General features: G+C 35.7%; 21 protein-coding genes and 1 pseudogene. 13 read left to right on the top strand and 9 right to left on the bottom strand.

The features are described 5' to 3' along the window. Positions 1-185: 185 nt before the first annotated feature. From OC457_RS16180 to OC457_RS16165, 4 genes are all read right to left on the bottom strand, one after another. A complete protein-coding gene (locus tag OC457_RS16180; protein WP_080175619.1) occupies positions 186-986 on the bottom strand; it encodes a TOBE domain-containing protein in 801 nt (266 codons plus the stop codon). A gap of 169 nt (positions 987-1,155) precedes the next feature. Then, positions 1,156-2,499 (bottom strand): TldD/PmbA family protein, encoded by a 1,344-nt coding sequence (locus OC457_RS16175; protein WP_080175620.1) that lies wholly within the window; start codon positions 2,497-2,499, stop codon positions 1,156-1,158. Then, a complete protein-coding gene (locus tag OC457_RS16170) occupies positions 2,499-3,884 on the bottom strand; it encodes a TldD/PmbA family protein (RefSeq protein ID WP_080175621.1) in 1,386 nt (461 codons plus the stop codon). Before OC457_RS16170 ends, OC457_RS16175 begins: the two co-directional genes overlap by 1 nt. A 116-nt stretch (positions 3,885-4,000) precedes the next feature. Beyond that, the gene (locus OC457_RS16165; RefSeq protein ID WP_080175622.1) at positions 4,001-4,990 is read right to left on the bottom strand and encodes a CobW family GTP-binding protein; all 990 of its coding nucleotides are present in this window, start codon (positions 4,988-4,990) and stop codon (positions 4,001-4,003) included. Positions 4,991-5,195: 205 nt separating this feature from the next. Between OC457_RS16165 and OC457_RS16160 the strand changes: the two genes are divergently transcribed. The 3 genes from OC457_RS16160 (at position 5,196) to OC457_RS16150 (ending at position 7,102) form a co-directional block, all read left to right on the top strand. Continuing rightward, the gene (locus OC457_RS16160) at positions 5,196-5,408 is read left to right on the top strand and encodes a KTSC domain-containing protein (protein ID WP_080175623.1); all 213 of its coding nucleotides are present in this window, start codon (positions 5,196-5,198) and stop codon (positions 5,406-5,408) included. A 163-nt stretch (positions 5,409-5,571) separates the two neighbouring features. Then, complete coding sequence (locus OC457_RS16155) at positions 5,572-6,567, top strand: RelA/SpoT domain-containing protein (RefSeq protein ID WP_080175624.1); 996 nt, start codon at positions 5,572-5,574, stop codon at positions 6,565-6,567. Positions 6,568-6,679: 112 nt separating this feature from the next. Beyond that, entirely contained in the window at positions 6,680-7,102 is a 423-nt protein-coding gene (locus tag OC457_RS16150) for a PACE efflux transporter (protein WP_080175625.1), read from the top strand. A gap of 74 nt (positions 7,103-7,176) precedes the next feature. On the opposite strand, the gene OC457_RS16145 is transcribed toward OC457_RS16150, so the two are convergent. Next, a complete protein-coding gene (locus OC457_RS16145) occupies positions 7,177-8,715 on the bottom strand; it encodes a diguanylate cyclase domain-containing protein (protein ID WP_262054085.1) in 1,539 nt (512 codons plus the stop codon). A 564-nt stretch (positions 8,716-9,279) separates the two neighbouring features. Here OC457_RS16145 and OC457_RS16140 point away from each other — a divergent pair. Genes OC457_RS16140 through OC457_RS16130 form a run of 3 tightly spaced genes read left to right on the top strand, consistent with a single transcriptional unit; the run spans position 9,280 to position 12,826 of the window. Beyond that, the gene (locus OC457_RS16140) at positions 9,280-10,602 is read left to right on the top strand and encodes a paraquat-inducible protein A (RefSeq protein ID WP_080175664.1); all 1,323 of its coding nucleotides are present in this window, start codon (positions 9,280-9,282) and stop codon (positions 10,600-10,602) included. 11 nt (positions 10,603-10,613) lie between these two features. Further along, on the top strand, positions 10,614-12,254 hold the full coding sequence (gene pqiB, locus OC457_RS16135; RefSeq protein WP_080175627.1) for an intermembrane transport protein PqiB: 1,641 nt from the start codon (positions 10,614-10,616) through the stop codon (positions 12,252-12,254). Positions 12,255-12,256: 2 nt separating this feature from the next. Further along, positions 12,257-12,826, top strand: a complete 570-nt coding sequence (locus OC457_RS16130) for a PqiC family protein (RefSeq protein WP_080175628.1) — start codon at positions 12,257-12,259, stop codon at positions 12,824-12,826. A 116-nt stretch (positions 12,827-12,942) separates the two neighbouring features. Here OC457_RS16130 and OC457_RS16125 read toward each other — a convergent pair whose 3' ends face one another. Continuing rightward, the gene (locus tag OC457_RS16125; protein WP_080175629.1) at positions 12,943-13,599 is read right to left on the bottom strand and encodes an HAD family hydrolase; all 657 of its coding nucleotides are present in this window, start codon (positions 13,597-13,599) and stop codon (positions 12,943-12,945) included. 193 nt (positions 13,600-13,792) lie between these two features. On the opposite strand from OC457_RS16125, the pseudogene cqsA reads away from it, so the two are divergent. Next, positions 13,793-14,951: pseudogene (gene cqsA, locus OC457_RS16120) on the top strand (alpha-hydroxyketone-type quorum-sensing autoinducer synthase). Between the two features lie 73 nt (positions 14,952-15,024). Here the strand turns inward: cqsA and OC457_RS16115 are convergent. Then, positions 15,025-17,076 carry an ATP-binding response regulator gene (locus tag OC457_RS16115; RefSeq protein WP_080175630.1) on the bottom strand — a complete coding sequence of 684 codons (2,052 nt, stop codon included), beginning with the start codon at positions 17,074-17,076 and terminating at the stop codon, positions 15,025-15,027. A gap of 174 nt (positions 17,077-17,250) precedes the next feature. Between OC457_RS16115 and OC457_RS16110 the strand changes: the two genes are divergently transcribed. Beyond that, positions 17,251-17,892 carry a class I SAM-dependent methyltransferase gene (locus OC457_RS16110; protein ID WP_080175631.1) on the top strand — a complete coding sequence of 214 codons (642 nt, stop codon included), beginning with the start codon at positions 17,251-17,253 and terminating at the stop codon, positions 17,890-17,892. An 81-nt stretch (positions 17,893-17,973) separates the two neighbouring features. On the opposite strand, the gene OC457_RS16105 is transcribed toward OC457_RS16110, so the two are convergent. Further along, positions 17,974-19,380, bottom strand: a complete 1,407-nt coding sequence (locus OC457_RS16105; protein WP_080175632.1) for an amidohydrolase — start codon at positions 19,378-19,380, stop codon at positions 17,974-17,976. Between the two features lie 229 nt (positions 19,381-19,609). Then, on the bottom strand, positions 19,610-19,948 hold the full coding sequence (locus tag OC457_RS16100; RefSeq protein ID WP_080175633.1) for a DsrE family protein: 339 nt from the start codon (positions 19,946-19,948) through the stop codon (positions 19,610-19,612). A 218-nt stretch (positions 19,949-20,166) separates the two neighbouring features. Between OC457_RS16100 and modA the strand changes: the two genes are divergently transcribed. From modA to OC457_RS16075, 5 genes are all read left to right on the top strand, one after another. Continuing rightward, positions 20,167-20,940 carry a molybdate ABC transporter substrate-binding protein gene (modA, locus tag OC457_RS16095; RefSeq protein WP_080175634.1) on the top strand — a complete coding sequence of 258 codons (774 nt, stop codon included), beginning with the start codon at positions 20,167-20,169 and terminating at the stop codon, positions 20,938-20,940. Between the two features lie 205 nt (positions 20,941-21,145). Further along, positions 21,146-21,835, top strand: a complete 690-nt coding sequence (modB, locus tag OC457_RS16090; protein ID WP_080175665.1) for a molybdate ABC transporter permease subunit — start codon at positions 21,146-21,148, stop codon at positions 21,833-21,835. Further along, the gene (gene modC, locus OC457_RS16085) at positions 21,835-22,935 is read left to right on the top strand and encodes a molybdenum ABC transporter ATP-binding protein ModC (protein ID WP_080175635.1); all 1,101 of its coding nucleotides are present in this window, start codon (positions 21,835-21,837) and stop codon (positions 22,933-22,935) included. Before modB ends, modC begins: the two co-directional genes overlap by 1 nt. Positions 22,936-23,425: 490 nt before the next feature. Beyond that, positions 23,426-23,782, top strand: a complete 357-nt coding sequence (locus OC457_RS16080) for a type II toxin-antitoxin system HigB family toxin (RefSeq protein WP_080175636.1) — start codon at positions 23,426-23,428, stop codon at positions 23,780-23,782. A gap of 26 nt (positions 23,783-23,808) precedes the next feature. Continuing rightward, complete coding sequence (locus OC457_RS16075) at positions 23,809-24,276, top strand: helix-turn-helix domain-containing protein (protein ID WP_096777858.1); 468 nt, start codon at positions 23,809-23,811, stop codon at positions 24,274-24,276. Positions 24,277-24,789 lie beyond the last annotated feature (513 nt).

Raw genomic sequence — 24,789 nt, 5'->3', positions numbered from 1 at the left:
TTGGCTGTGGCTTAATTATTATTCAGCAATATGAAGACTACACGCATTTTACTAATTGCATAAGACAAGGATTTAATTACAATGCTTTTTCAGAAGAATGTGGCTTAGATTTATAAAAATAAAGCATTAATCTTATTCGCTCATTCCTTTGAGCATTAGGTTATTGTTGAGTATTAATTCATGATCTAGCACATGCTCGCAATAATAACGTGGGTTGAATGAAATAGACCGTAAATTGGCATCCCTAAACGCAAGGTTTCATCCATTAAATCTTGATTATCAACAAAAGCACAAATACTAATCTCATCCGTTAAACTAATGGTAATCTCAGTTGATTGGTGATCTTGTTTCATTGCAGTAAGCGTACCAAGTAATTGGTTGTCAAATCGATCACGTTTGCCATGAATTAAGTTTGCTTCACTACAAACTGTAATCGCAGGCCCTTTGATTAAGGTTACTACATCTTTATTTTGTTTTAGATGTAAGCGCAAGGTACTACCGTGGGTGATGGTCGCTTTAATATGGTGTTGGTCTGTAATTGCAATCGTTACGATATCATGCAGATCATGGGTTTCAATGGCACTAATATGGCCAAACAATTGATTACGCGCACTGGTTTGTAATGAAAAACGACTCATGACACCGAGTAGGCTATCAAGTGGTGCATTATCATCATTAAGTGCTTGTAAGCCCATATCTTGGATTTTATTTAGAAGATCATACATTTGTATTAAACGTTGACCAAAACGTGTCAGCGTTGCTCCACCGCCGCCTTTACCGCCTTTTTCGCAGTTAACTAATGGCTGTTCGTTATTGGTGTTCATATCTTTAATTGCATCAAATGCTGCTTTATAGCTAATACCTGCTAATTTAGCGCCTTGACTAATCGACCCTGTTGTATCAATCGCTTTTAATAGTGCAATTCGACGCGGGTTGGCAAACATCTTATTATTCATTTGTAGCGTTGCAATGGCTGTAAGATTCATGGTCTTATTCTTATTAGGTTTTTTCCTATGTTAGCGCATTTTGTAAAATATTTTAAATCTAATAACAGAGATTGTTAGTTGCGTAGATGAAAATGGACAAGTATTTGAGTTAGCGCAAAAAAACCTTACTGAATATAAATATCAGTAAGGTTTATTATTAATACTTGTATTATTTCCCTGCAATATTCAATCGAGTAAAGCGGATTTTAGGGGCATAGAAGCTACGGCTATAATCATTTTCAAGTTGATTACCGACAGCCTCAATTTCTTTGATCATTTGGTAAAAATTACCAGCAACAGTAATACCACGTACAGCTTGTAGGCGTTTTCCATCACGACACAGAAAACCACTAGCACCAAATGAGAAGTCACCACTAACGGCATCCGCACCAGAATGGACGCCTTGTAGTTCGACGAGTTCAAGGTATTCGCCAGCAGTAATTTCAGCGTTTGAACTACTTCCTGTCTGAATTACGGTATGAGATCCGCCGACACCTAACCCACCTTTTGCTGAGCGTGAGGCATTGGCTGTATTTTCAATGCCAAAGTAGCTAGCGGTATGGCTGTTATGCAATAAACTTTGTAATTTACCTTCGCCAATTAATAACGTGTCACAGGTGGAAAATCCTTCACTATCAAATGCTTTAATTGCAAAACCACCATTAACATAGGCAGTATCAGTGATGGTCAGTAATGGGCTTGCGACTGGCGTGAAAAGTGCGTCACGCCAAGGGTTAATCCCTTTCATTGCTGCCTGTCCTGAGAGACACATACCATAAGCTGAAAATAGATTACTTAAAGCACTCAGGGTAAATATTACTGAGTAATGTTTACTCGCAATTGGTGCTCCATCTAATAAAGCTTGTGCCATGTCGTAACCATGGTTAATACAATAAGTCGAATCTAATTGGTTAAATAAGCGCCCTGATGACATACCACCATGCATGGCTTGTTTTCCGTCTTTTTCATACAGAGTATAAGCATAGCAATAAGTTGAACGTTCGTTATGAGTACATAATGTCCCTTCGGTATTTGCTAAAATGACATGATTGTCAGATTCTGCAAAACCATTATAAGGTGCGCTGGTTGCGTGGGGTTTATTAACAACACCTTGCTCTAAGGATAATGCTAGTGCGATTTTGTCATCAACTGTTGCTGTTTCTATTTGGTAGACTTCAGGTTCAATTGTTGCCAATCGACTATCGAGACAACTGATGCTCTGATGAGGATCTTGTTGAGAATATTGAGCATTGATTAACGCATTATTAATCATTAAATCAAGACTTGCGACATCAAGAGATTCGGAATAACTGGTAGCGGTACGTTGATCTTTAATGATACGTACACCAATGACTTGACCTGATGTTACTTTGTATTCGTCAAGCTCACCTTGGTTGGCTTTTAATGAAAAATTATTGCTGCGGTTTGCAATGACATCGGCGGCAGCATCTTGTGCTTTAACGCGATCAAGTACGTAATCGATAGCTTGTTGTAGTGTGTTTTGATCTGTCATTAGTTGCCACCTCCCACAAGGATATTATCCACTTTTAATGCCGCTTGACCGACAGTTGTTGGCACAGAACCACTGACGGAGCCACACATGCCAGCGGCAAGGGCGAAATCATTACCTACCATACTAATTTCTTTTAGCACTTTTGGCCCTGTACTGATTAATGTGGCTGATTTTAGTGGTTTAGTAATTTTACCATTTTCAACTAAATAGGCTTCTTGGACGGCAAAATTAAATTCTCCGGTTCCCGGTTGAACTGAGCCACCGCCCATTTTTTTAGCATAAATACCTCGTTCAACGCCGGCTAGCATATCATCAAGAGTGCTTGTGCCAGGTTCAATAAAGGTATTACGCATACGCGAAGTCGGGGCGAACTTATAAGATTCACGACGACCTGATCCCGTACGTGCAAATCCTGTTTTTAAGCCCCCCATACGATCGACCATAAAACTAGTCAGCTTACCGTCTTTAATTAATTGAGTGCGTTGGGTTTCCATGCCTTCATCATCAATGTTAATCGATCCCCATTGATTGATCATGGTGCCATCATCCACTGCATTTACGACAGAATTGGCAATCATTTCGCCCATTTTATCGTAAAAAACTGAGGCTTTTTTAGCAACAGAAGTGGTTTCAAGTAAGTGACCACAGGCTTCGTGGAAGATCACTCCACCAAAGCCGTTACCAATAATGACGGGCATTTCACCGGATGGACAGGCATCAGCAAACAGTTTAACCATGGCTTGTTGTGCAACATCATGCCCCAGTTTTTGAGCGTCAAGATGGGTATTAAATTCCCAGCCAGTAAACGCCCCTGGCGCTTCATAACCTGTTGATTGTTCGGTACCATTTTGTGCGACAGCATTCGCTGAAATACGGGTATAGTGACGGGTATCGCCAATATGGAGACCATCGGAATTGAAGATCTCAATTTGTTGTTCACGTTGTGCAACGCTACCAATAAACTGGGCGATTTTCTCGTTTTCAGCGCGAGCTGCTTGATCAGCTTGGCGTAAAAAGGCAATTTTAGCTGCCATATTAGTATCTTGGCTTAGCGGTAATTGACAGCTATGTTTATTGCTATAACGGCTTAAATTTAAAGAGCCTGCGGTTAATATTTGATCGCGTTTATCTTTGGCTGCCAATAAAGTAGTAACCCGTTTTAGTTCTTCTTCATCAGTGCTATTGGTGTAACCGTAGAGGACTTTATGTCCAAAAAACAGACGAATACCAATACCAAAATCAATGCCGGAATTAACTTTATCAATATCAGCTGAAATAAGCTGAACAGAACTGGATTGATGGTGTTCAACAAATAACTCAGCAAAATCAGCACCAAGAAATAGGGCGTGATCAATCACTGTCTTAGCAGTATTAGGGTTTAGCATCTGTGCTCCCTTCTTTTTATGAGCTCTATTTTATAACCTAGCAGTAAAGTAATAAAATTTCTCACTATTACTGCAATCGGTATGAGCAATGAGTCGATAACGATGGATTAATCGAGCTATTTAGCTACCGTATTTTTAGTGATTGAACAGAGAATATTTTCAAGTTCATCCCATGGTAAAATTTCACTATCAATAACTTCAATGCGTGATTCAAACCCATCAAGTGAGAGTTCATTTACTGAGACAACTTGATTAACCACATTAAAAGCAAAACAGCCATTTTCAGTATTCACTACCGCTTTAATACGGTTGGCACTTAGATTAGAAAATAGGCTAAATAGTTTTGAAAATTCAAAGAGTTGATCTGCTGCAAAGAACCAGCCACAACTGTGATAGCCTTGACCATGATTTTCTTTACGAATGAATTGTTGTCCAGGGGCGAGTTCTAATTCAGGTAGTGGTTCTGCTTGATCGTGATGATGGTGGTGGTGGCTATGTTGTGCTTGACGGTCGCTACGTTCAATATCAAGCCATTCAAGTTCAAGTCGACCATGTTCAACTTCCGCGATAAGGGCTTTTTTAGGCTCGGATTTTTCCATCGCAGTTTGAAATGTGTATAAATCAAAGTCATCACATTGATCTATTTTATTGGCAACGACTATATCGGCTAATGCGAGTTGATCTTGAAAATTAACGTTATCGGTATAAACGCTATCTGCAAAGTGGCGTGGATCGACGACCGTAATTGTTGCGCGTAGATCAACATAGTTACGGTAGCTTTCTGATGTTAATTTATGTATCACTTCTTTTGGATGCCCTAAACCTGTTGGTTCAAGCAATAAGCGGTCAGGTTTTTGTGCTAATAAAGCATTAATACCTACGGACATTGGCAAGCCCGCAACACAGCACATACAGCCACCAGGAACTTCTTTGATGATGGCTCCTTGCTGTTCTAATAGAGCGCCATCAACCCCAATATTACCGAATTCATTGATTAAAATAGCCCATTTTTCATGTTCAGGTTTGCGTGCGAGTAGCGAGAGAATTGACGTCGTCTTACCTGCGCCTAAGAAACCAGTAATAATATTTGTTGGAATACGTTTCATGTTGTTACCAAATTCCTAAACGATTGAATGTCAAAAAATAGTACCGTCAGTTTACGTGAGCAGCACTAAAGTGACTAGTATAACTAGACGAAGCGTTAGTTAAGTGCCGTTTTTGACTGCAAAAATAATGAAAAGCAAAAAAAGGTAGGTATGTTGTAGCGTTTTTGGCATGATTAATTATTCAATGAATAGTCGGTGAATATGAATGATTGATTGGGTGATAGTGAGTTCCGATTTAATAAAAAAAATAGGTCATGATGTAACTAATGACTGTTTATATATTGATTTTAGTCAGCGTGATGAGTATGAAGTTTATGCGAATGTATCGTTATATGCTTTTTATCATTTCTCATTAGCAACCTCAATTGACGAGTATTACCAGCAGGTTATTCGATCCAGTTATTCATTAAAGCATTAATATTATTAGTGGTAACTTTGTTACCATTTTAAAAATTGTATTAGGTTGAAATACATATGTAAAAAGCATAATTTATGTTCGATATTAAAATAATAAGCGATGTAATATTTAATTGATCGTTAATATTTAGATGTAAATATTATTTATTAATAAGAGAGCTAAAATGAGTATTGCTTTTTTGACTGAAGATGAATTTCTACGCCAAAATCGAATTAGTCAACAACAGTGGCAAGCTAGCCAGATTACGTGGGCGACATTAAAAGCAATTGGTTTGTGTCATGAACAACGTACAGAAGCATTAAATGCCACTGCAGAATCATATGCACGTATTATTCAGCAGTGCTCTCATGTACATTCTGTGCGCTGGCGAGTGAAAAAACCGCAGCATTTGATGGAAAAAATTGTTAGAAAAACACAGCCTAATACGGTGACATTTAAAGCTAAATATCTTGGTATTAATCAATATAATTATGATGCTATTGTTACTGATCTTATTGGTGTACGGGCATTACATTTATTTAAAGATGATGGATTAGCTATTCATGACTATCTAATGGGTAAGTGGCAGTATGAAGAGCCACCTGTTTATTATGTAAGAAATGGAGATGATGAAGTTTCTGCTGAATTGCCTGAAGACATTAAAGTAAAAATCCACCCTGCAGGATATCGATCGCTACATTATGTCTTTGGTTCTGAGTTACAACAGCGGTGTATTTTTACGGAAGTACAGGTAAGAACTATTTTTGAAGAAGCGTGGACAGAGATCGATCATAAAATACGTTATCCTAATTTTTCTACAGATGCAGAAATTTGTTCATTTTTACTGATCTTTAATCGCTTGGTTGGATCTGCTGATGAAATGGGATCATTTGTAAAACAGCTTGCTGCAGAGGCAACACAACGACAACAAGCATTGACAGGATCAAATAAAAATACAGAAAGTAATACTGTTGATGTCGAAGATTTATTTCAAAAATTAGAAGATAAAGTAAAAAAACAGCATGATTCTCAATTGGTTATAGATCAATTACGTCAGCAAGTTATGCAATTAAAAGCAGATAAAAAAGCGTTACAACAATCAATGGACTCAAAGATGTTGGCCTCAACAATTGCTACGGCTCACCGATGCTATAAAGCTTCTGAGTTGTTAGACAAATAGCTATTCTATCCGTTTTTCGGATGGGTTCTAGCTTGTTAATAGCAAAAAAACATTTATAGTATGTGCATAAGAGCTATTTATTATAAAAATAAATGTACTGAGGAAATTTTTAATGAGAACGCGGTTGGATCGTATTCGCCATGCGATTTGTTTTGAAATTATTGGCTTAATTTTATTGGTGGGTGTATTAAGTCAGTTCGGATTTGATGGTAGTCATGTTGGTGTTGTTGGAATTGCTTTTTCAGTTTTAGCGACCGGTTGGAACTATGTTTATAATATATGGTTTGATCGAATGCTTTATCGTCGTTATAAAACCGCTACGAAAACGGCTATTATCCGCATTATTCATAGTATTGGATTTGAAGCAGGACTTCTTGTAGTTACTATTCCTATTTTATCTTGGGCGCTAAAAGTTTCATTGTGGGAAGCTTTTGTACTTGATATTGGTATGGTGCTTTTTTATCTTATTTACGCATATGTTTATAACATTGCTTATGATCGCTTATTTCCAATTCCTGAAGTACAACAAGATTAAAGCAGAATAGTTTGATAAAAGCCCCTAATACTCTAGTTGAAAGAGTATTAAGGGCTTTTTTATTGATTATAATATTAATGGGCAACATAAAAGCTATAGCAATTTTTGCCTTTTTTCTTACTGTCATAAACAGCTTGATCTGCATTATTGATTAATTGTTCGATATTTTGTGTTTGATTATTAGTGATAGCAACACCAATAGAGGCTGAAAATAGAATTGTTATATCGCCATTACTGACAGAACCATTTAATTGTTTAACTAGTTTTTCTAATTGATTAATGAGATCTTTTTTATTATAAAAATTGTTTGTTAGTACAATGAACTCATCACCTCCGAATCGACCAATTAAATCAGCCGGTTGGTTAAAAAATGATTTCACATGTTGAGCAAACATACTTATAACATCATCACCATAAAAGTGACCTAAAGTATCATTGATAGTTTTAAGGTTATCAAGATCAATAAAAAGGAGAGCCAAATTTTTATGAGAGTTTTGAATCATAATATTTGCATGTTGAATGAAATATTTACGGTTAAGTAAATCTGTTCGAGAGCAATAGACACCGTCTTTAGTTGTATCAATAATATTTTTAAAGTGATGATTTATATTGATGTTGTCATTTTTTGATTCAGATTGCATCGGTACAATAAATGCACTTTCTCGAATAAAGGTGTCGATGGGTGATGTGATCACAGCGATTTTTTTCATTAAATAATAACCAATAGCCACTGACGTCATTATTGATATTAAAATATTAATAATAACAAAGATAAATCGTTCATTTAGATATTGGTTATAATTAAACGTTGATACTAAATACCATGGTGTATTTTTTAAAGGACGTAGTGTTAAGAGTTCGAGTTGATTGTTATTATTAATAGTATGATAGCTGAATGTTTTTTTATTTATGATATTAAGCGATATTTGATCATTATCTAATGAATAATAAAGTTTATTACTATTAAGTGTGTTTATATTTCTACAATTGTTTTTGTCAGTAATGCAATCATTTAAAATATTATTTTTAATACTCGTATTTTCTTGGTAACCGAGTGCATTTTTTATTTCAGCGTATGATACGGATGCAAAAATGATTCCATCATTGACTGAGTTAGTAAATGGTTTACATAGGATATAAATATAACTATTAGAAATAGGAGAGTGGATTAAGTTACTTATAATCAATTTTTGTTGTTGTATGGCTTGTTTGAAATAACTACGATAGTTTATATTTTCTATATTATTGCTGTATGTTGTGGCAGCATTACCATTAATATCGCTAATACCCAATATTTCGATATTAAAAGCTTCTTGGTAAGGGCGAATAAACTCAATTCGTTGTGATAGTAATAATGAAGAATTTTTAACGATATCATCATTAGAAATCGCAGTGAGTAAGTTTGTATTTTTACTGATAATAGTTGCAATATTATTTTCGGTTACAACTCTATTCCTTGCAAGCAGGTTATTAATGCTTCTATATTGGTCGTAGGACCAATATACGATATTGAATATGATTAATAAGCTTAGACATAGCAAAATGTACTGGGTTATTTTTTTTCTAATACTATAGCTAATGTTCATACTGTGGCGTCTTTCTATTAAAAACATGCGATTATGCATAATGAAGACTATTTTACTGTTTTTGAAATACTGAAGAATATCCTTTATTTGTAACAATTAATTATTTTTGTAATTAAAAATAGAAGATTTAGGCATGATGAGGTGTTTTTGTGTAAAAAATGACGTTTTATTTGTTGGTTATTCTGTATTTAAGTATCTTGATTCTACTGTTTGTCGAAGAGCAAAATTAAATGCACTGTTGTTAAATGTAATACCGAATTCAACAAGAATACTGTTATAATGTATACTGTTCAAAATCAAATAATATAAGAGATAATCCTTAGTCATAATGACTATTGAGGTATATCAAATGTTGCTTAGGAATAATTATATAAATAAATTTCTTAACGTTTTGATATTTAATATATTATTAGTGTTTTTAATAACGTTACTTAGGGTGGTTAGCGATGGAGATTGCTACCGTTTGTCTATTTTTTGAAAATGATTTTTAACATGTTAGTAAACTATACTATCAGATTTATTTATCATAGGTAATGTACGTTGAGTAAACAAAGTAAACTCACACCAAAGGCGGTTGACGTGCAACAATCGATGATGATTGCGTGTGAAGAATGTGGGTTAGTCGTTGATATCCCAAATTTAAATGAAGGTGAGAAAGCGACTTGTCCTCGTTGTGGTCATACTTTAATAAAAGCTGTTAGTTTACCTTTTCAACGTCCTGTTGCTTATGGTATAGCGTGTTTGATTATGCTAACACTAAGTCTTTCATTTCCATTTTTATCTTTTACTGTCAATGGGATGGGTCATCAAATTACACTATTAAATGCGGTTGAAACATTACAGCATTTTGAAAATAGTGTCTTAGCGGTTTTATTAATGACAACCGTTATTGTGTTTCCAGCAGCATATATAGTATTAGTGCTTTATCTTTATTATTGTGCCCATAAAGTAAAGAATATTGGACATGTGATTCATGCACGTAGTTGGCTTAAATTTTTATGTCGAGTATTGTTTAAAATCCAGCCATGGTTAATGGTTGATGTGTTTTTAATTGGCGTATTAGTGAGCCTTGTTAAAATATCTGCACTAGCACACATTGGCTTAGGGAATTCGTTTTGGGCATTTTGTATTTACAGTGTATTAGTTGTTAAATGTGTTTCATTAGTTGACAGAACGTGGTTGTGGGATCAGTTTTTTGCCATGGTACCTGTTGCAGGGGTTCATGATGGTGACACGCATATGGATAATAACCATGTTGGGTGTCATGTTTGTAATCAAATAAACCCAATGCCAACAACCCATCATGCACGTTGTTTACGTTGTGATAGTCGATTACATATTTTTAATGTTAATCATTCATTACAATATGCTTGGGCTTATTTATTTGCTTCTATCGTTTTATATATTCCCGCTAACTTATATCCAATGATGTATACCGTGAGTTTAGGTCAAACAGAAGGATCTACGATTTTAGGCGGTGCCATTTTACTTTGGAAGATGGGATCATGGCCAATAGCGTTAGTTATTTTCATTGCTAGTATCTTTATTCCGATGGCTAAAATGTTTACCTTAGCAGGGCTATATTTTAGTGCTAGAAAACAAGCAAGTAGTTCTACTCATATAGCAATTAAGCGTTTGAAATTATATCGTTTAGCCGAATTTATTGGTCGTTGGTCTATGGTTGATATTTTCGTTGTTGCTATTTTGGTGGCTTTAGTTCAGTTACAAAATGTAATGGCAATTTCACCAGGCCCTGCGGCATTATGCTTTGCAACAGTGGTGATATTTACGATGTTATCAGCGATGAGTTTTGATCCACGGGTATTTTGGATATCTAAAGACAAGTCGTATCAACAAGATTCAGAGTTAGATGCTACTGAATCTAATTCAGTAGTGCCTAGTGTACATAAATGAGAAAGCAGATTATGAGTGATAACCAGCCGACAGAGGCTAAAGTACAGCGTTTGAAACAAGTATCACCAATATGGATTGTGCCATTGGTTGCGTTAGGTATTGGTATTTGGATGTTAATTCAATATTTAAATAGCCAAGGGCCTATTATTACCATTCGATTGCCCAATGCGTCAGGTATTGAAGTGGGTAAAACCGCGATTAAATCGTTAAACGTGAAAGTCGGTGTGGTAACAAAAGTCCAATTAAGTGAAGACTATAGTTACATTACAGTGACAGCTCAAATGGATAGTGATACTGCACGTATGATTAAAAACGACACACTATTTTGGGTCGTTAAGCCACGTATTGGTAAAGGTGGCGTGTCAGGCTTAGATACACTACTTTCTGGTTCATACATTGAAATGCAGCCTGGCGAAGGTAAAAAAGATAAGCATCATTTCGTTGCATTAGATGTACCGCCTGTTGCACCTGCTGATGCAAAAGGATTGCGGATTATTTTAACCAGTCGTCAAGCTGGTAAATTAGGCGTAGGCGATCCGGTGCTTTATGATGGTTTTACTGTTGGACGTGTTGAAAAAGTAAGTTTTGATATCAATAGTAAACGTGCTAATTATCAATTGTTTATTTTTGAACCTTATGACCGCTTAGTACGTACCAGCAGTAATTTTATCTTAACATCTGGCGTCCAAGTTAAAGTGGGTACTGAAGGTTTTGATGTTAAAATTGGCTCGTTAGAATCATTAATTACAGGTGGAGTAGCATTTTCTACGCCGACTGATGATCAAGGTTCATTGCAATTAAAGCAAAAATCATATTATCGTCTGTATGATAATATGACTGAAGTTCATGAAAAGATGTTTGAACAGCATCTTGATTTTGTAATGCTATTTAGTGAATCTATTCGTGGTTTAACCGCTGGGGCTCCCATTGAATATCGCGGTATTCAAATCGGTACGGTACAAAAAGTGCCACTACGCTTACCGACGAGTCAAGAAGGTTTTACCAGCAAGCAGATTCCAGTATTAGTAAGAATTGATCTTGGTCGTGTGTATGATCATACCGATGAAGGTACTTTAGCGTCATTACATGCCAATCTTGAAAAAGAATTTAAAAGAGGCCTACGCGCAACATTGAAAACAGGTAATTTACTTACTGGTGCGTTGTATGTTGGTACCGATGTTTATAAAGGTGAAAAGCCAATTAAAGCATTGGAATATGATGGTTATGATATTTTCCCAACGAAAGCGGGTGATTTAGCTGAAGTACAGAAGCAGGTAACAAACTTATTAACGAAATTTAATAAACTGCCGGTTGAAGATACTTTAAACTCAATGACAGCAACGTTAAAAGCATCTGAAAAAACAATGGCAACGATGCAAACGACGATCAATGATTTGGATCGCTTATTAAAGCAAAAAGATACACAAGCATTGCCTGGTGATATACGTGCGAGTCTAAAACAGATTCAAACAACGCTTAGTGGTTTCGGTCCGAATGCTGTGCCATATCAGAATCTTGAAGGTGCATTAACACGTTTTGAAGCCGTGATGACTGAACTTCAACCAGTGCTACGTCAAATAAATGAAAAACCAAATTCTCTTGTGTTTGGCGATGAGCAAACAAAAGATCCTGTACCTGTTGGAGGTCGTTAATAATGAAAAAATGGTTAATTATCGCGGCAGCTACTTTAGCCGTAACGGGTTGTAGTAGTGCGCCTGAAGGAATCAATACCTTCTTGCTACCCGCAGGTAAGACGTTAATGGTGTCACATGTCAATAATCAGCCATTATTGATTGTGCGTCCGGTTGAAGTTGCTGCTCATTTATCAGGTACTGGCTTAGTTTATCAAACGTCAGCCACAGAAATAGTGGAAGCCCAACAAAACTTATGGGGTGAGGCATTAGCTAAACAGCTAACTCGTAGGATCACTCATGATTTACGTCAAAAGCAACATCAGTTATGGGCAACACAATTAACACCAACGCTATCAACAACCGGAATTCCTAGTTTGCAGGTACGTATTAACCAATTTAATGGGGTCTATACGGGGGTTGCTAAGGTTGCTGGTGAGTGGATGATCATTGGCGGAAATGGTAATTTGCAAACTGTGCATCCGTTTGAATTTACTGTGCCATTAGTTAAAGACGGTTATAACGCTCAAGTTGAAGCGTTATCAACAGCTGTTGGTGAGCTAACAACCCAAATAGCGAATGCAGTGAAGTAAAATAATCCACCTAAAAAAAAGCCCACAAGTTAATCGCTTGTGGGCTTTTTTATTGATTATTATAACGCTATGCCAAACGATAACGGTTTTGATGTGAGATTCAATACCGCTATAGTTTATTGCTGAGTGTTTAAAAACGTTAACGCTTCATCCATAGTATTAAAGATAGAATGCCCTAAAGCGCGAGTATCAGCGTCTGGTTCAACTAAATCGATGATCTGTAGTGTGGTTATGTTGGCAGATACCGCAGCTTTTACACCATTATTAGAATCTTCAAAAGCAATACAATGAGTGGGGCTGATATTTAGACGTTGTGCTGCGAGAAGGTATATTTCTGGATTTGGCTTACCATGAGTAACTTCATCACCACCGGTGATATGTGAGAAGTATGTCGACAGCCCTGCGAGATGAAGTTTTTTTTGTGCGAGTGCTTTGTGAGTAGAGGTTGCCACAACCATCGTAATATTTTTTGACTGTAACCACTCCAATAATGCGATAACGCCAGGCTTAACAGGAATTGCTTGGTGCTCAACCACTGCAAGGTAGTGCTGCATCCACTGTGGATGAAATACACTATAATCTAATAATTCACCATAGCCTTGTTCAATAATCGGCTTAATACCCGCTTGATTACACCCAATGATCGAGAGATAGATATCTTGTTTGAAGGGAATATTCATTTCAGTACATGTCTGTTTAAATGCGGTCATGCACACTTGTTCGGTATCAAGTAATAATCCATCCATATCAAATATTGCGGCATTATATTTCATCATATTCTCAGTATAATTATTTTGTAATACAGTCTCTCATAATATTAATTTTTAGAATAGAGCAATTAGATATATTACTCAGTTATAAATGCGAGCAGAATTATAGGTTGTGTATTTTTTATTTGATAATAAGATATCATCGTTATTTATAATTTTATAAATAATACGATCTTTAATTAAAAGGGAAATATCCATGAATAAGCCTGATTTATCTAAACCATTACCTGAGTTTATAAAAAAAAATTGAATTTCATCTAGAAGAATTAATTTATCCAAGGAAAAATCAACAACATTTAGTTTTAGGAAAAAAACCAACGGTAAATGGAGTTTTATTACAGAGTAATGATTATCTTGCTATATCAAATCATGAATATATTCGAAATATACACATAGAGGCTTTGAGTAATAATAAAAAAGATATTGTCATGTCTGCAATATTTTTACATAAAGAAGACGATCATTCATTTGAACATCAACTTGCTGATTATCTCGGCTTTGAGCATTGTATATTATCACAATCAGGTTGGGCGGCGAATGTGGGCTTAATCCAAACAATTTTGCCTGTTAATACGCCTGTTTATATTGATTTTTTTGCTCATATGTCTTTATGGGAAGGTGCTCGAGTTGCAGAAGCTCAGATTCATAGTTTTTTGCATAATAATATTCGGCATTTGGAAAAACTAATAAAACGTAATGGCCCTGGGCTTATTTTAGTTGATTCTGTTTATAGTACATTAGGAACAGTGGCACCATTGACTGATATTGTTGCGCTCGCTAAACATTATGGCTGTGCTATTTTAGTTGATGAATCTCATTCTTTAGGTACTCATGGACCGCAAGGTGCAGGGCTGGTTGCTCAATTAGGTTTAACAGATGATGTTGATTTTATAACCGTGAGTTTGGCTAAAGCATTTGCTTATCGTGCAGGGGCAATATTGTGTAGTAATAAAATTGGGCAAGCATTACCGTTTGTCGCACGTCCTGCTATCTTTAGTTCTGCGCTATTACCTCATGAAATTGCAGTATTAGAGGCAACATTAAATGTGATTAAAGATAGTGATGAGCGCCGTTCACGACTGGTAGCGCAAACTGATAAATTACGTGATGGATTAATTCAACTTGGATTTAAGATTCAAAGTCGATCACAAATAATTGCTCTTGAAACAGGCAATGCCACAAATACAGAAATAATACGGGATCATTTAGAGGATATGAATGTTTTTGGTTCTGTTTTTTGTGCGCCAGCAACACCCAAAAATAAAAATCTTATTCGTTTTTCTGTTAATAGTGAAATAACAGATCAAGAAATTGATATTATTTTACATGCGTGTTCTGTAATAAATATGAAGTAACTTTTTTATAAATATTATCATTAAGTAATAGTTAAAGAGTAGGTATATATTGCCTACTCTTTATTAGAAGGCATTATTCCAACCATTTATTGACAATATCTAACAATGTTGATTTAGATGAAGGTTTTAAAAGAAAATCATTAACACCAACGCTCATTAATTGTTTTTTATGAGCGTCATCTAATGAACCAGAATAACAAATAATAGGTATGTACTGATGTGCTTTATATTTATTGTTAGTTCTTATTTCTTTAGTTGCATCTATGCCTGACATGATTGGCATTTGTGAATCCATTAAAATAAGATCAACGGCTGTTTCTTGTAAATAATCGAGAGCTGTTTGTCCATTATCAGCTTCGATAACATCATAACCTGCGTTTTTTAATAATATACCAGAATATAATCGTAATGAAATATTATCATCAACAATCATGATTTTAGCTTTATTTGAATAAACGGTTTGTAGTAAAGAATTAGCTGATACTCTTGGCGTAAAAATTTGGGCTATTAATTTTTTTTGTAATGTGTCTATAGATTGGTAATTTAATAAGTATGGTTTATGTATTTTTGATAGTGTGATCTTTTGATCATTTTGTTGGCGTTGAATAAAGAGGATTTTTATAGCCGTAGTAGCGATATGATTATATATTTTAACTAATAATTCACTGTCGATATCACTAATATCAAGGATGATATAATCATAATTGTTTTTGTCATTATTTATAAGATTATAAGAAGATATTTTTTGATTGTTAAATGTAAAATTATAAAAAAAGGCGAGATGATTTATATCAGTTATAATTTTACGATTATTACCTAAGAGTAATATTTTTTTAGTACTCATAAGATCATATTGCATTTTTTCGACTATCGATGATGTGATAATAGGTAATCGAATAATAAACGTTGTTGATATATTTTCAGTTGAATAGCATTCAATTGTTCCAGAAAAAGCATTAATTACCTTTTTACAGAAAGATAAGCCTAGCCCCGTATTGTTTTCTTTTCCTGAAGTATAATATTCAGTAAAAATGTTTTTAAGTGATGATGATGGTATACCTTTACCGTAATCTTTTATGCTTATCACAGTTTCATTTTTTTTACTATAAACAGAAATAATAATTTTAAAATTTGTTTTTTCTTTGTAGTAAAAAGAATTTTTTAATAAATTAAAGAAAACATAACGTAGTAAAATTTCATTACCAAAAAAAGTATTATCTTTATTTATTTGAAAAAACACTAACGCTTTATCACTTTTTTGTTGATAGCCATAGACATTAAGTGCGTTGCGAATTACATCAAAAACAGAAAGATTATAGAACGATTGTGGTGATATTTTTTGACTATCAATTGAACTTAATAAGAGATTTATTGTGCTATGACCATTGTTGATGATTGAAATATTATCTTTAATAATCGTTCGTAATTTATGTATTTCCGCATTAGAGATCAGGCGATGTTGTTGAGGATCTGCGGTTACATTTTCAGGAAGCAGTTCTAATAATACTTCTTGAGCAGCATATAACGCACTAAGAGGATTACGCATTTCATGAGCGATACCGCCACTAAATGATCGTGAAAACAATTGCTTACTTTCAATTTCTATACGGTTGCGGTAATTAAAGCAAATCCCCGTAAAATAAGAAAAACTGAATACAATAAGATATGAAGAATGAAAACCAATTCCAATATTTCCCATTGTTATATAACCGAGTAGGGCGGCACTGCTCGCGGCTATTGTGGTAAAGATAAGAATAACTAGCCAGTCATAGATAATAATGATGGATAAAAAAATGGCAGCCATAAAAGACATTATCCACTCAACTGACCATTCATTACGTATCATCATATAACAGAAGAAAAAAGGTAAACAAAAACAGATACTAAATACGAAATGTTTCTCTTTATAACGAGAAAAGAAGCTCGGCATGTAAGATTTAAGAGCAAAAGGTACAAAGAGTAATGCGCATATTAAGCGTAAGGGTAAATTCTCATAGGGCTGAGGGAATACATAAGCCCAGATCAAATAATAAGCAGGAAAACCTATACTACCAAACAGCCCGATAAAAAATAAATTCGGTTCAATATAACGGTAAGCGCTGGTTATTCTTTGCTTAATACTCATTTAATTTCACATGACTGCGGATGACTATTGTTAATATTATCTGTGTGGCTAATCATTAGCAAGTTATTACGTTTTAGTACTTTTATTTTATTGTTAACCATAAAGATTCGTTAAAAACTCTGATTGTTACTTTGAAAATGTTATGGTGACGACTTATTATTTTGGAGCGTTTAAATGTCTTTTTTTACCGCTTTATTTTACGACAATGTAATGAAATACACTGAAGAAGCTTGTTTGGTTGAATGGCGACGCACGTTGCTTGAAAATGTAGAGGGCAATGTATTGGAAATTGGGGCGGGAACAGGTGCAAGTCTTGGTCTTTATCCTCAAAAATCATCGTTAGCGCTTTATTTATCAGAACCAGATCAGCATATGCGAATGCAGTTAGAGCAGAAATTACAGTCACAAGCGAATAGTAAAGCTAATAGTAAAGTGACCGTTTTATCTTGCTCAACAGAGAAGATTGATAGTGATGATGATTTTTTTGATTATGTCTTCGTGTCATTAGTTTGCTGTTCAGTGAAAGATGTTGCCGCGTCATTACAAGAAATTAAACGGGTACTTAAGCCGACAGGGCGATTTATTTTTTTAGAACATGTTGCCGCCGATCCTGATTCTAGTTGTTATCATTGGCAGCAGCGGCTGAATTTTATTTGGCGTCGAATTGCTGATAATTGTCATCTAAATAGAAATACTGAACAATTGATCATTGATGCTGGATTTGTGATTGAAGATATTAAATATGAAAATATGCGTAAAATGATCGCCGTTGTGCAGCCAACAATTAGAGGTGTTGCTAGAATTGCATCAGAGTGAGTGATGTGACTGTGGTGGTGTTAGTGAAGATAGAAAAGAGTGCTGGGCACTCTTTTCTTAAATAACAGATCTATATCAGAGCTATTGTACGATTTCGCCGCTTTCGACCACGGTTTTACGAACGACATCAGCAAACTTTAGTGCTTCATCGCGTACTGTTTTTTCATTAACCGTGAGAATGTTACGATCTTCCATTAGCAATTTACCGTCAACCACAGAGTGCTTAACATTGGTTGCATACGCTGAATATACTAATGCAGAGTATGGGTTATAAACTGGAATCATATTGGGTGCTTTCGTATCAATCACAATAATATCCGCCAGTTTACCAACTTCTAAAGAACCAATTTTATCTTCCATGTGTAACGCACGTGCCGCGCCAATGGTTGCCATTTCAATCACATTGATTGGAGGCATTGCTGCGCGATCTTTATTGACTAATTTGTGTACTTTCGCTACTTGGTTAAATTCATCAATGGTACTTAATGTATTACCCGACATAGGACCATCAGTACCAAGACCAATGCGCAATCCGTCATTAAACATTTTTAATGCAGGTGCGACACCTTTAGCTGATTTGATATTAGCACTCATGTTATGAGCAACACCAACATCATGCTTTTTCAAAATAGCGATATCTTCGTCATTTGCATCAATAACGTGGGCAGCTAAGAAGTTAGAATTTAGTGCACCAATTGATTCCATGTATTTAATTGGAGATAGACCGCCAGAACGTTTAGCAATTACTTCACGCTCACGATCAGATTCAGCAAGGTGCATCATTACTGGCACGTCATGTTTTAATGATAGCTTAGCGATAGTTTGTAGCGTTTCAGTTGAGTTTGTGTAAGGACCATGAGGTGCAAATGCAGGGGTAATGCGTGGGTGGTCTTTATATTGTTCAATAAAATTAAGTGTGTATTTAATACCATCTTCTGGTGTTTTAGCGCTCGCTACAGGAAACTGAATGATGGTTTCTCCCAAAATAGCGCGCATACCAATCTGATCAACAGTTTTAGCTACTTCATCTTCAAAGTAATACATATCAGCATAAGTTGTTACACCACCTTTAAGCATTTCTACGTTGCCAAGCTGTGCACCGATACGCACCATGTCACGCGAAACCAGTTTTTTTTCTAGCGGGAAAATATAACGGTGTAATCGATCTGGCACATCATCAGCCATAGAGCGAAAAACAGTCATTGATGCGTGAGTATGAGAATTAATAAGACCTGGCATAACAATATCACCATCAGCATCAATGGTTTTAATTGCTTTGTATTCACTTAGATTCGTACCATCAGTAACGGCATAAATTTTATTACCTTTTACTGCGATTAAACCATTATCAAACACAGTTTTGTCTTGATCCATGGTAAGCACTGTCGCATTTTTTATCAATAAATCAACATTTTCAATTGCATAAGCTGATGTGCTAATAAGCGAAGTTGCAGCTAGAGAAACAGCAAGTAACGTTTTTTTAAACATGGTGTATTACCGAAACGATGGATTTTCGCCGATAATACAGTGCAATAAATGAATGAAAATAACTATTTTATAGATTACCTCCATTTGTGATCAAGATCTTGTTGAGGCTGTAGATTTACGCCATAAATGGCATAAAATTGCTCAATTTTTAAAATAGAAATCGATTGCTTTGATGTGGATTGATCTAGTCACATTTCACATTACTTGCTTTTTACTATGATACTAGATGCTAAGGTTTAAGATAGCCAAATCCTTGCTGTTGGCGGAGTGCGATTTCATAAGCGCCTGCGGCAACGATTTTAACACCAGTAGCCAGTTGATCTGCATGAATTGCAAGGCTATCTAGTGAGTGTTGACAAACGGTAATAATAACGTCGCTTTGAATCAAACGTTCAATAATTTCAGTCTGTTTATTTTGAGCTAGTTTTACGTTGGTAACGAGGGCTGGTGCCTCACCATTTAATGCGAGTTCAACTATTGCTGTATTATCCATTGCGATAATATTTTTAACGTTATTTAATGCAATTTCCCAACGTTCAGCTTGGTTAACATGAATAAGAATTTTCATAGAATACCTTTTTATAATATGTAGAAAGTGGACAATAGCGTCATTATATTCCTCTTATCTATCGATATATTTATCTAATATTAAGAAACTTATTTTGTGAAATTCTACAAAGTGGTTATCTCATGGCTGTATGATGAACTTTTATAATTAGGTTAAATTTATTCTTGGTAATTCTCGATATATACATTACTATATATCGAAATATTATGGAGTCTGTTATGTCTTTAAAATCTGCTGTTATCACTGCTGCTGTATTATCTTTGTTTGCGCAACCCGCTTTAGCAGCTGAAAAAGTGACGGTATTTGCAGCATCGTCACTTACGAATGCACTCAATGCTATTGCTGCTAAGTATCAACAAAAAACAGGCGTGGAAACAACATTATCATTTGCATCGTCATCAGCGTTAGCGCGTCAGGTAAGCCAAGGTGCACCCGCTAATATTTATTTATCAGCAAATGAAAAATGGATGGATTATGCTGAAAAGCAGGGAGCAATAGCGGCTAATACTCGTAAAGACATCGTTAAGAATAGCTTAGTGATGGTTGCTCCTTTGGCTTATCCACAAAATAAAATTGAAGTAAACGCGAGTTGGAACTTAGCCAAAGCATTAGATGGCACTCGTTTAGCGGTAGGTGATCCTAATTATGTGCCTGCTGGTATTTATGCGAAACAAGCATTAGAATTTTTAGGGTTATGGAAACAAGCACAACCGCTATTAGCTAGCGCAAATAATGTTCGTTCAGCATTAGTGCTCGTTGAGCGTGGTGAAGCTCAGTTAGGTATTGTTTATAAAACGGATGCTGAAATTTCTAAAAAAGTTAAAACAGTCTACCAATTCCCAGCGGATTCACATAAACCTATCGTGTACCCAATGGCACTAGTGAAAGGTAATGTTACTCCTGCCGCACAAGGCTTTTATCAGTATTTACAACAACCTCAAGCAGCTGCGATTTTTAAATCTTATGGTTTTGATTCGGTAACAAAGTCGTAGTTTGTTAAATACACCGTATATAAATAATCAATAAATAGATTAAGCCGAAGGTACTGAGTGAAAGCTTAGTACCTTTTATGTTTTATTCGGTATTATGGTTAAAAACAGCGAATAAAAGCATAGCGGTTAAATCGTTGCTGACGACCAGTGAATGATTATCTATGCTGTTGCTATAACGAGTAAAAGTTTTACAGGATTGTTGTTAGTGCTAACTGAATATGAATTAGAAGCGTTATTTTTAAGTTTGAAAATTGCCAGTGTGGCAGTGATCTTCAGTTTACCATTGGGAATTGGGTGTGCGTGGTTATTGGCTCGACGTCAATTTTGGGGTAAATCATTATTAGATGGATTGATTCATTTACCGTTAGTGCTTCCTCCCGTGGTTATTGGGTATTTATTGTTAATAACGATGGGACGCCAAGGTTTAGTTGGAAAGTGGTTATATGAATGGTTTGGTTTTACCTTTAGTTTTAGTTGGCGTGGAGCAGCCTTAGCTGTCGCTGTGGTGTCATTTCCATTAATGGTGCGGTCAATTCGATTAGCGTTGGAAGGCGTAGATAAAAAACTTGAACAGGCTGCGCGTACTTTAGGTGCATCATCAGTTCGAGTATTTATTACCATTACTTTACCGTTAATGATCCCCGGTATTCTTACTGGTACTATTCTCGCTTTTGCTCGTGCGCTGGGTGAATTTGGTGCGACTATTACGTTTGTGTCTAACATTCCGGGTCAAACTCAAACCATTCCATTGGCTATGTACTCTTTTATTGAAACGCCTGGCGCTGAAAGTGAAGCGGCACGATTGTGTATTGTCGCTATTGTGATCGCATTATTATCATTATTTGCTTCTGAATGGTTAACCCGTGTGGCGAGAAAACGATTGGGGGCAGCATAATGAGCACTAAAGCTGCGCAAAAACGATTGAAAATGTGCTTTACTCAACAATTAGGTGATCTCGCTTTAGCGATTGATCTTGATGTGCCTATGCAGGGAATTACCGCTATTTTTGGTCGTTCTGGTGCAGGAAAAACTTCATTAGTGAATGTACTTAGTGGGTTAAGTCACCCTGATGATGGTTATATCCAGCTTGGTGAGCGCGTTTTATTTAATAGCCAACAAGGTGTCGCATTAAGTGCTGATAAACGTAATATTGGTTATGTTTTTCAAGATGCACGCTTGTTTCCGCATTATACCGTTAAAGGCAATTTAAATTATGGTGTTAAGAAGACTGACCAACAACATTTTGATGATGTGGTTAATCTATTAGGTATTGAGCCATTATTACAACGCTATCCCGCTTCGTTATCTGGCGGTGAAAAGCAACGAGTAGCAATAGGGCGAGCATTATTGACTAAGCCAGATATGTTACTAATGGATGAGCCTTTAGCGTCGTTAGATATGCCACGTAAACAAGAATTGATGCCTTATTTGGAAAAACTGGCCAAAGAAGTTAATACGCCGATTATTTATGTGACCCACAGTTTAGATGAAATCTTACGCTTAGCGGATTCAATGGTGATGCTAAACCAAGGCAAGGTGTTGATTTCTGGACATGTGAATTCTGTTTGGAGTTCTCCTGAAATGCGACCGTGGTTGCCAGTAAAAGAGCAGAGTTCGTTATTAAGTGCGCGCGTGAATATTAATCATCCTCGTTATGCATTAACGCAAGTGATGTTGAGTCATGATGCGTCATTGTGGGTAACACAGCTGCCTCATCAGCGAGGGGAATGGATCCGTGTGCGTATTTTTTCTAATGATGTATCAATTGCGCGTCATTATCCTCAAACAAGCAGTATTCGTAATATACTTGCAGCTAGGATAGATAAAATTCATTATGCTGACAAAGAGCGTGTGGAAGTAAAACTGCGTATTGGCGAAACCCATTTATGGGCTAATATTACTGCATGGGCGGCAGATGAATTAGCACTTAAAGTCGGTGATCAGGTCTTTGCTCAAATCAAAGGTGTGAGTGTCACTAAAGATGATTTAGCTTAAAATATTATAAATAAGCTTATGATTTATAATGTTATTATATTATTTTGAGTAAAAAGTAAGCATAAGGTGTATGGAAATGAGTTTTCGTTACAATTATGCCTTAAAAGAATATGTTAACGATTATTTATATAATACCAAGCCTCCCGCAGTGGAGGCTTTTTGCGTTTAAAGAGTTTATTTGTAATCTTTATTGATACAACTATATAAGTTGATAATTTTGTAGGTTCATCACTATGCATTAAGACTGAGTGTAAGAAAGTTACTTACATGTTTTTTATTGTTATATTTATGTGCAGTAGTTACCACATAAATTAAATCATTACATTTAATTTAACGGAGCAATAGCATTAGTATTCGATTTATCTTAGCTGATAGCTGCTTTTTTCTTTCCTGTTGCATCTCACTTCTGAAAATAAACCATATCGCATATTGCTATATATCGCACTTTGCGATAATCTGACCTAAAATTCATAGCAAAGGGTTAATATGCGTGCGGATCATCACTACAACTCGAATTAAACAGGCAATGTTGATGTACCCACAGTGGCGGGTTGGGTTGACTCTCTGGCAACAGACATTCAATCGAACAGGCTTAAAGTTTGAATCTTTTGCTCAAATTAAAGCGCTTTGGCGTACACAAAGTGGCTGGAATGTTGATCGTGTCCCTGCACGTAAAGTAGGTGAAACGGCTTTTAACGGTAACAATTACGACCTTTACATTTTTGACGTTCATAAGAACGACTGTCGCATTTTGGCTCGTATTGATAGTACTCGCAGTAAGATTTTTATTCGTGAGATTTTATCTCATGCAGATTATGACAAATGGATTAAAAGTCATATTAAGTAATCACCTCCGTATATTTTGGAGCAGTTATGATTAAACACCATGAAAATGTTGGATTGAACACCGCAAATCTAAGCGGCATGTTTGAGGCAATGTCAGATGTCCTAAGTGACTACGCACAGAATGCCCTAATTTTATTTAACTATTCAACGAAACCAATTGAAACTGAAGCGGAAGTGCTAGAACGCGCTGAATTAATGGATGAGCTAATGGATATGGCGACCTCTGAAACTGATGTTTGTATGGTTTATGTCCATGCAATTTCAGACCGCATCGAAGAATTTGAAACGAACCATTTAATTATGCCTAAAGTTCCCGCTGTAGAAATGCTAAAGGGCTTGATGGATATTAAGGAGCTTAAACAATCTGATTTAAAACATATCGCGCCTCAAAGCGTGATCAGCGATATTTTAAATGGAAAAAGAGCTATTAATTTAGCTCAAGCAAAAGGCTTCAGTGAGTATTTCAATTTACCTTTTGAAACCTTCATTGATTAATAACCGCCGTGCTATCGCTAATAAAACCGCCGAGCATGGCGGTTTTGTTTTATCTGGCCTTTAATCACCGTGCTGACTCTTGCCACTATCTCAATATTCTCGGTTAGCTGTCACCTGACAATATAGATTGATCGATCACAATAAAAATGATCCAGATACAAAAAGGTTTGATCAATTTTGGGATTTAAAGTCGCTTGGTAGTTAAGGTACGACAGAATCGCTTGGTGATCATAAGTGAGTTAGCTATTAAGCTAACTCATAATTGCCCCTTTATCATTCAGAGCAAATACTCATTCATATTGTATTGACGTGATTTTGGATTAGTTTTATTAACTGTATATATAAACAGTTATAATGAAAAATAGGTGATTTTAATTTTCTATATGTATTTAAGATTGATTAAATACATATATTACTTTCTACATCCTCTCAAAAAGCATTGGGTGTAAAAATCGCCACCAAGCTCATAATATATAAAGATGGTACCGATTATGACAAAGGTATCTTATGAGT

Source organism: Photobacterium toruni, assembly GCF_024529955.1.
Taxonomy (GTDB): Bacteria; Pseudomonadota; Gammaproteobacteria; order Enterobacterales; family Vibrionaceae; genus Photobacterium; species Photobacterium toruni.
Note: the sequence above shows the minus strand (reverse complement) of the source record. Positions and strands in the feature narration are given on the sequence as shown.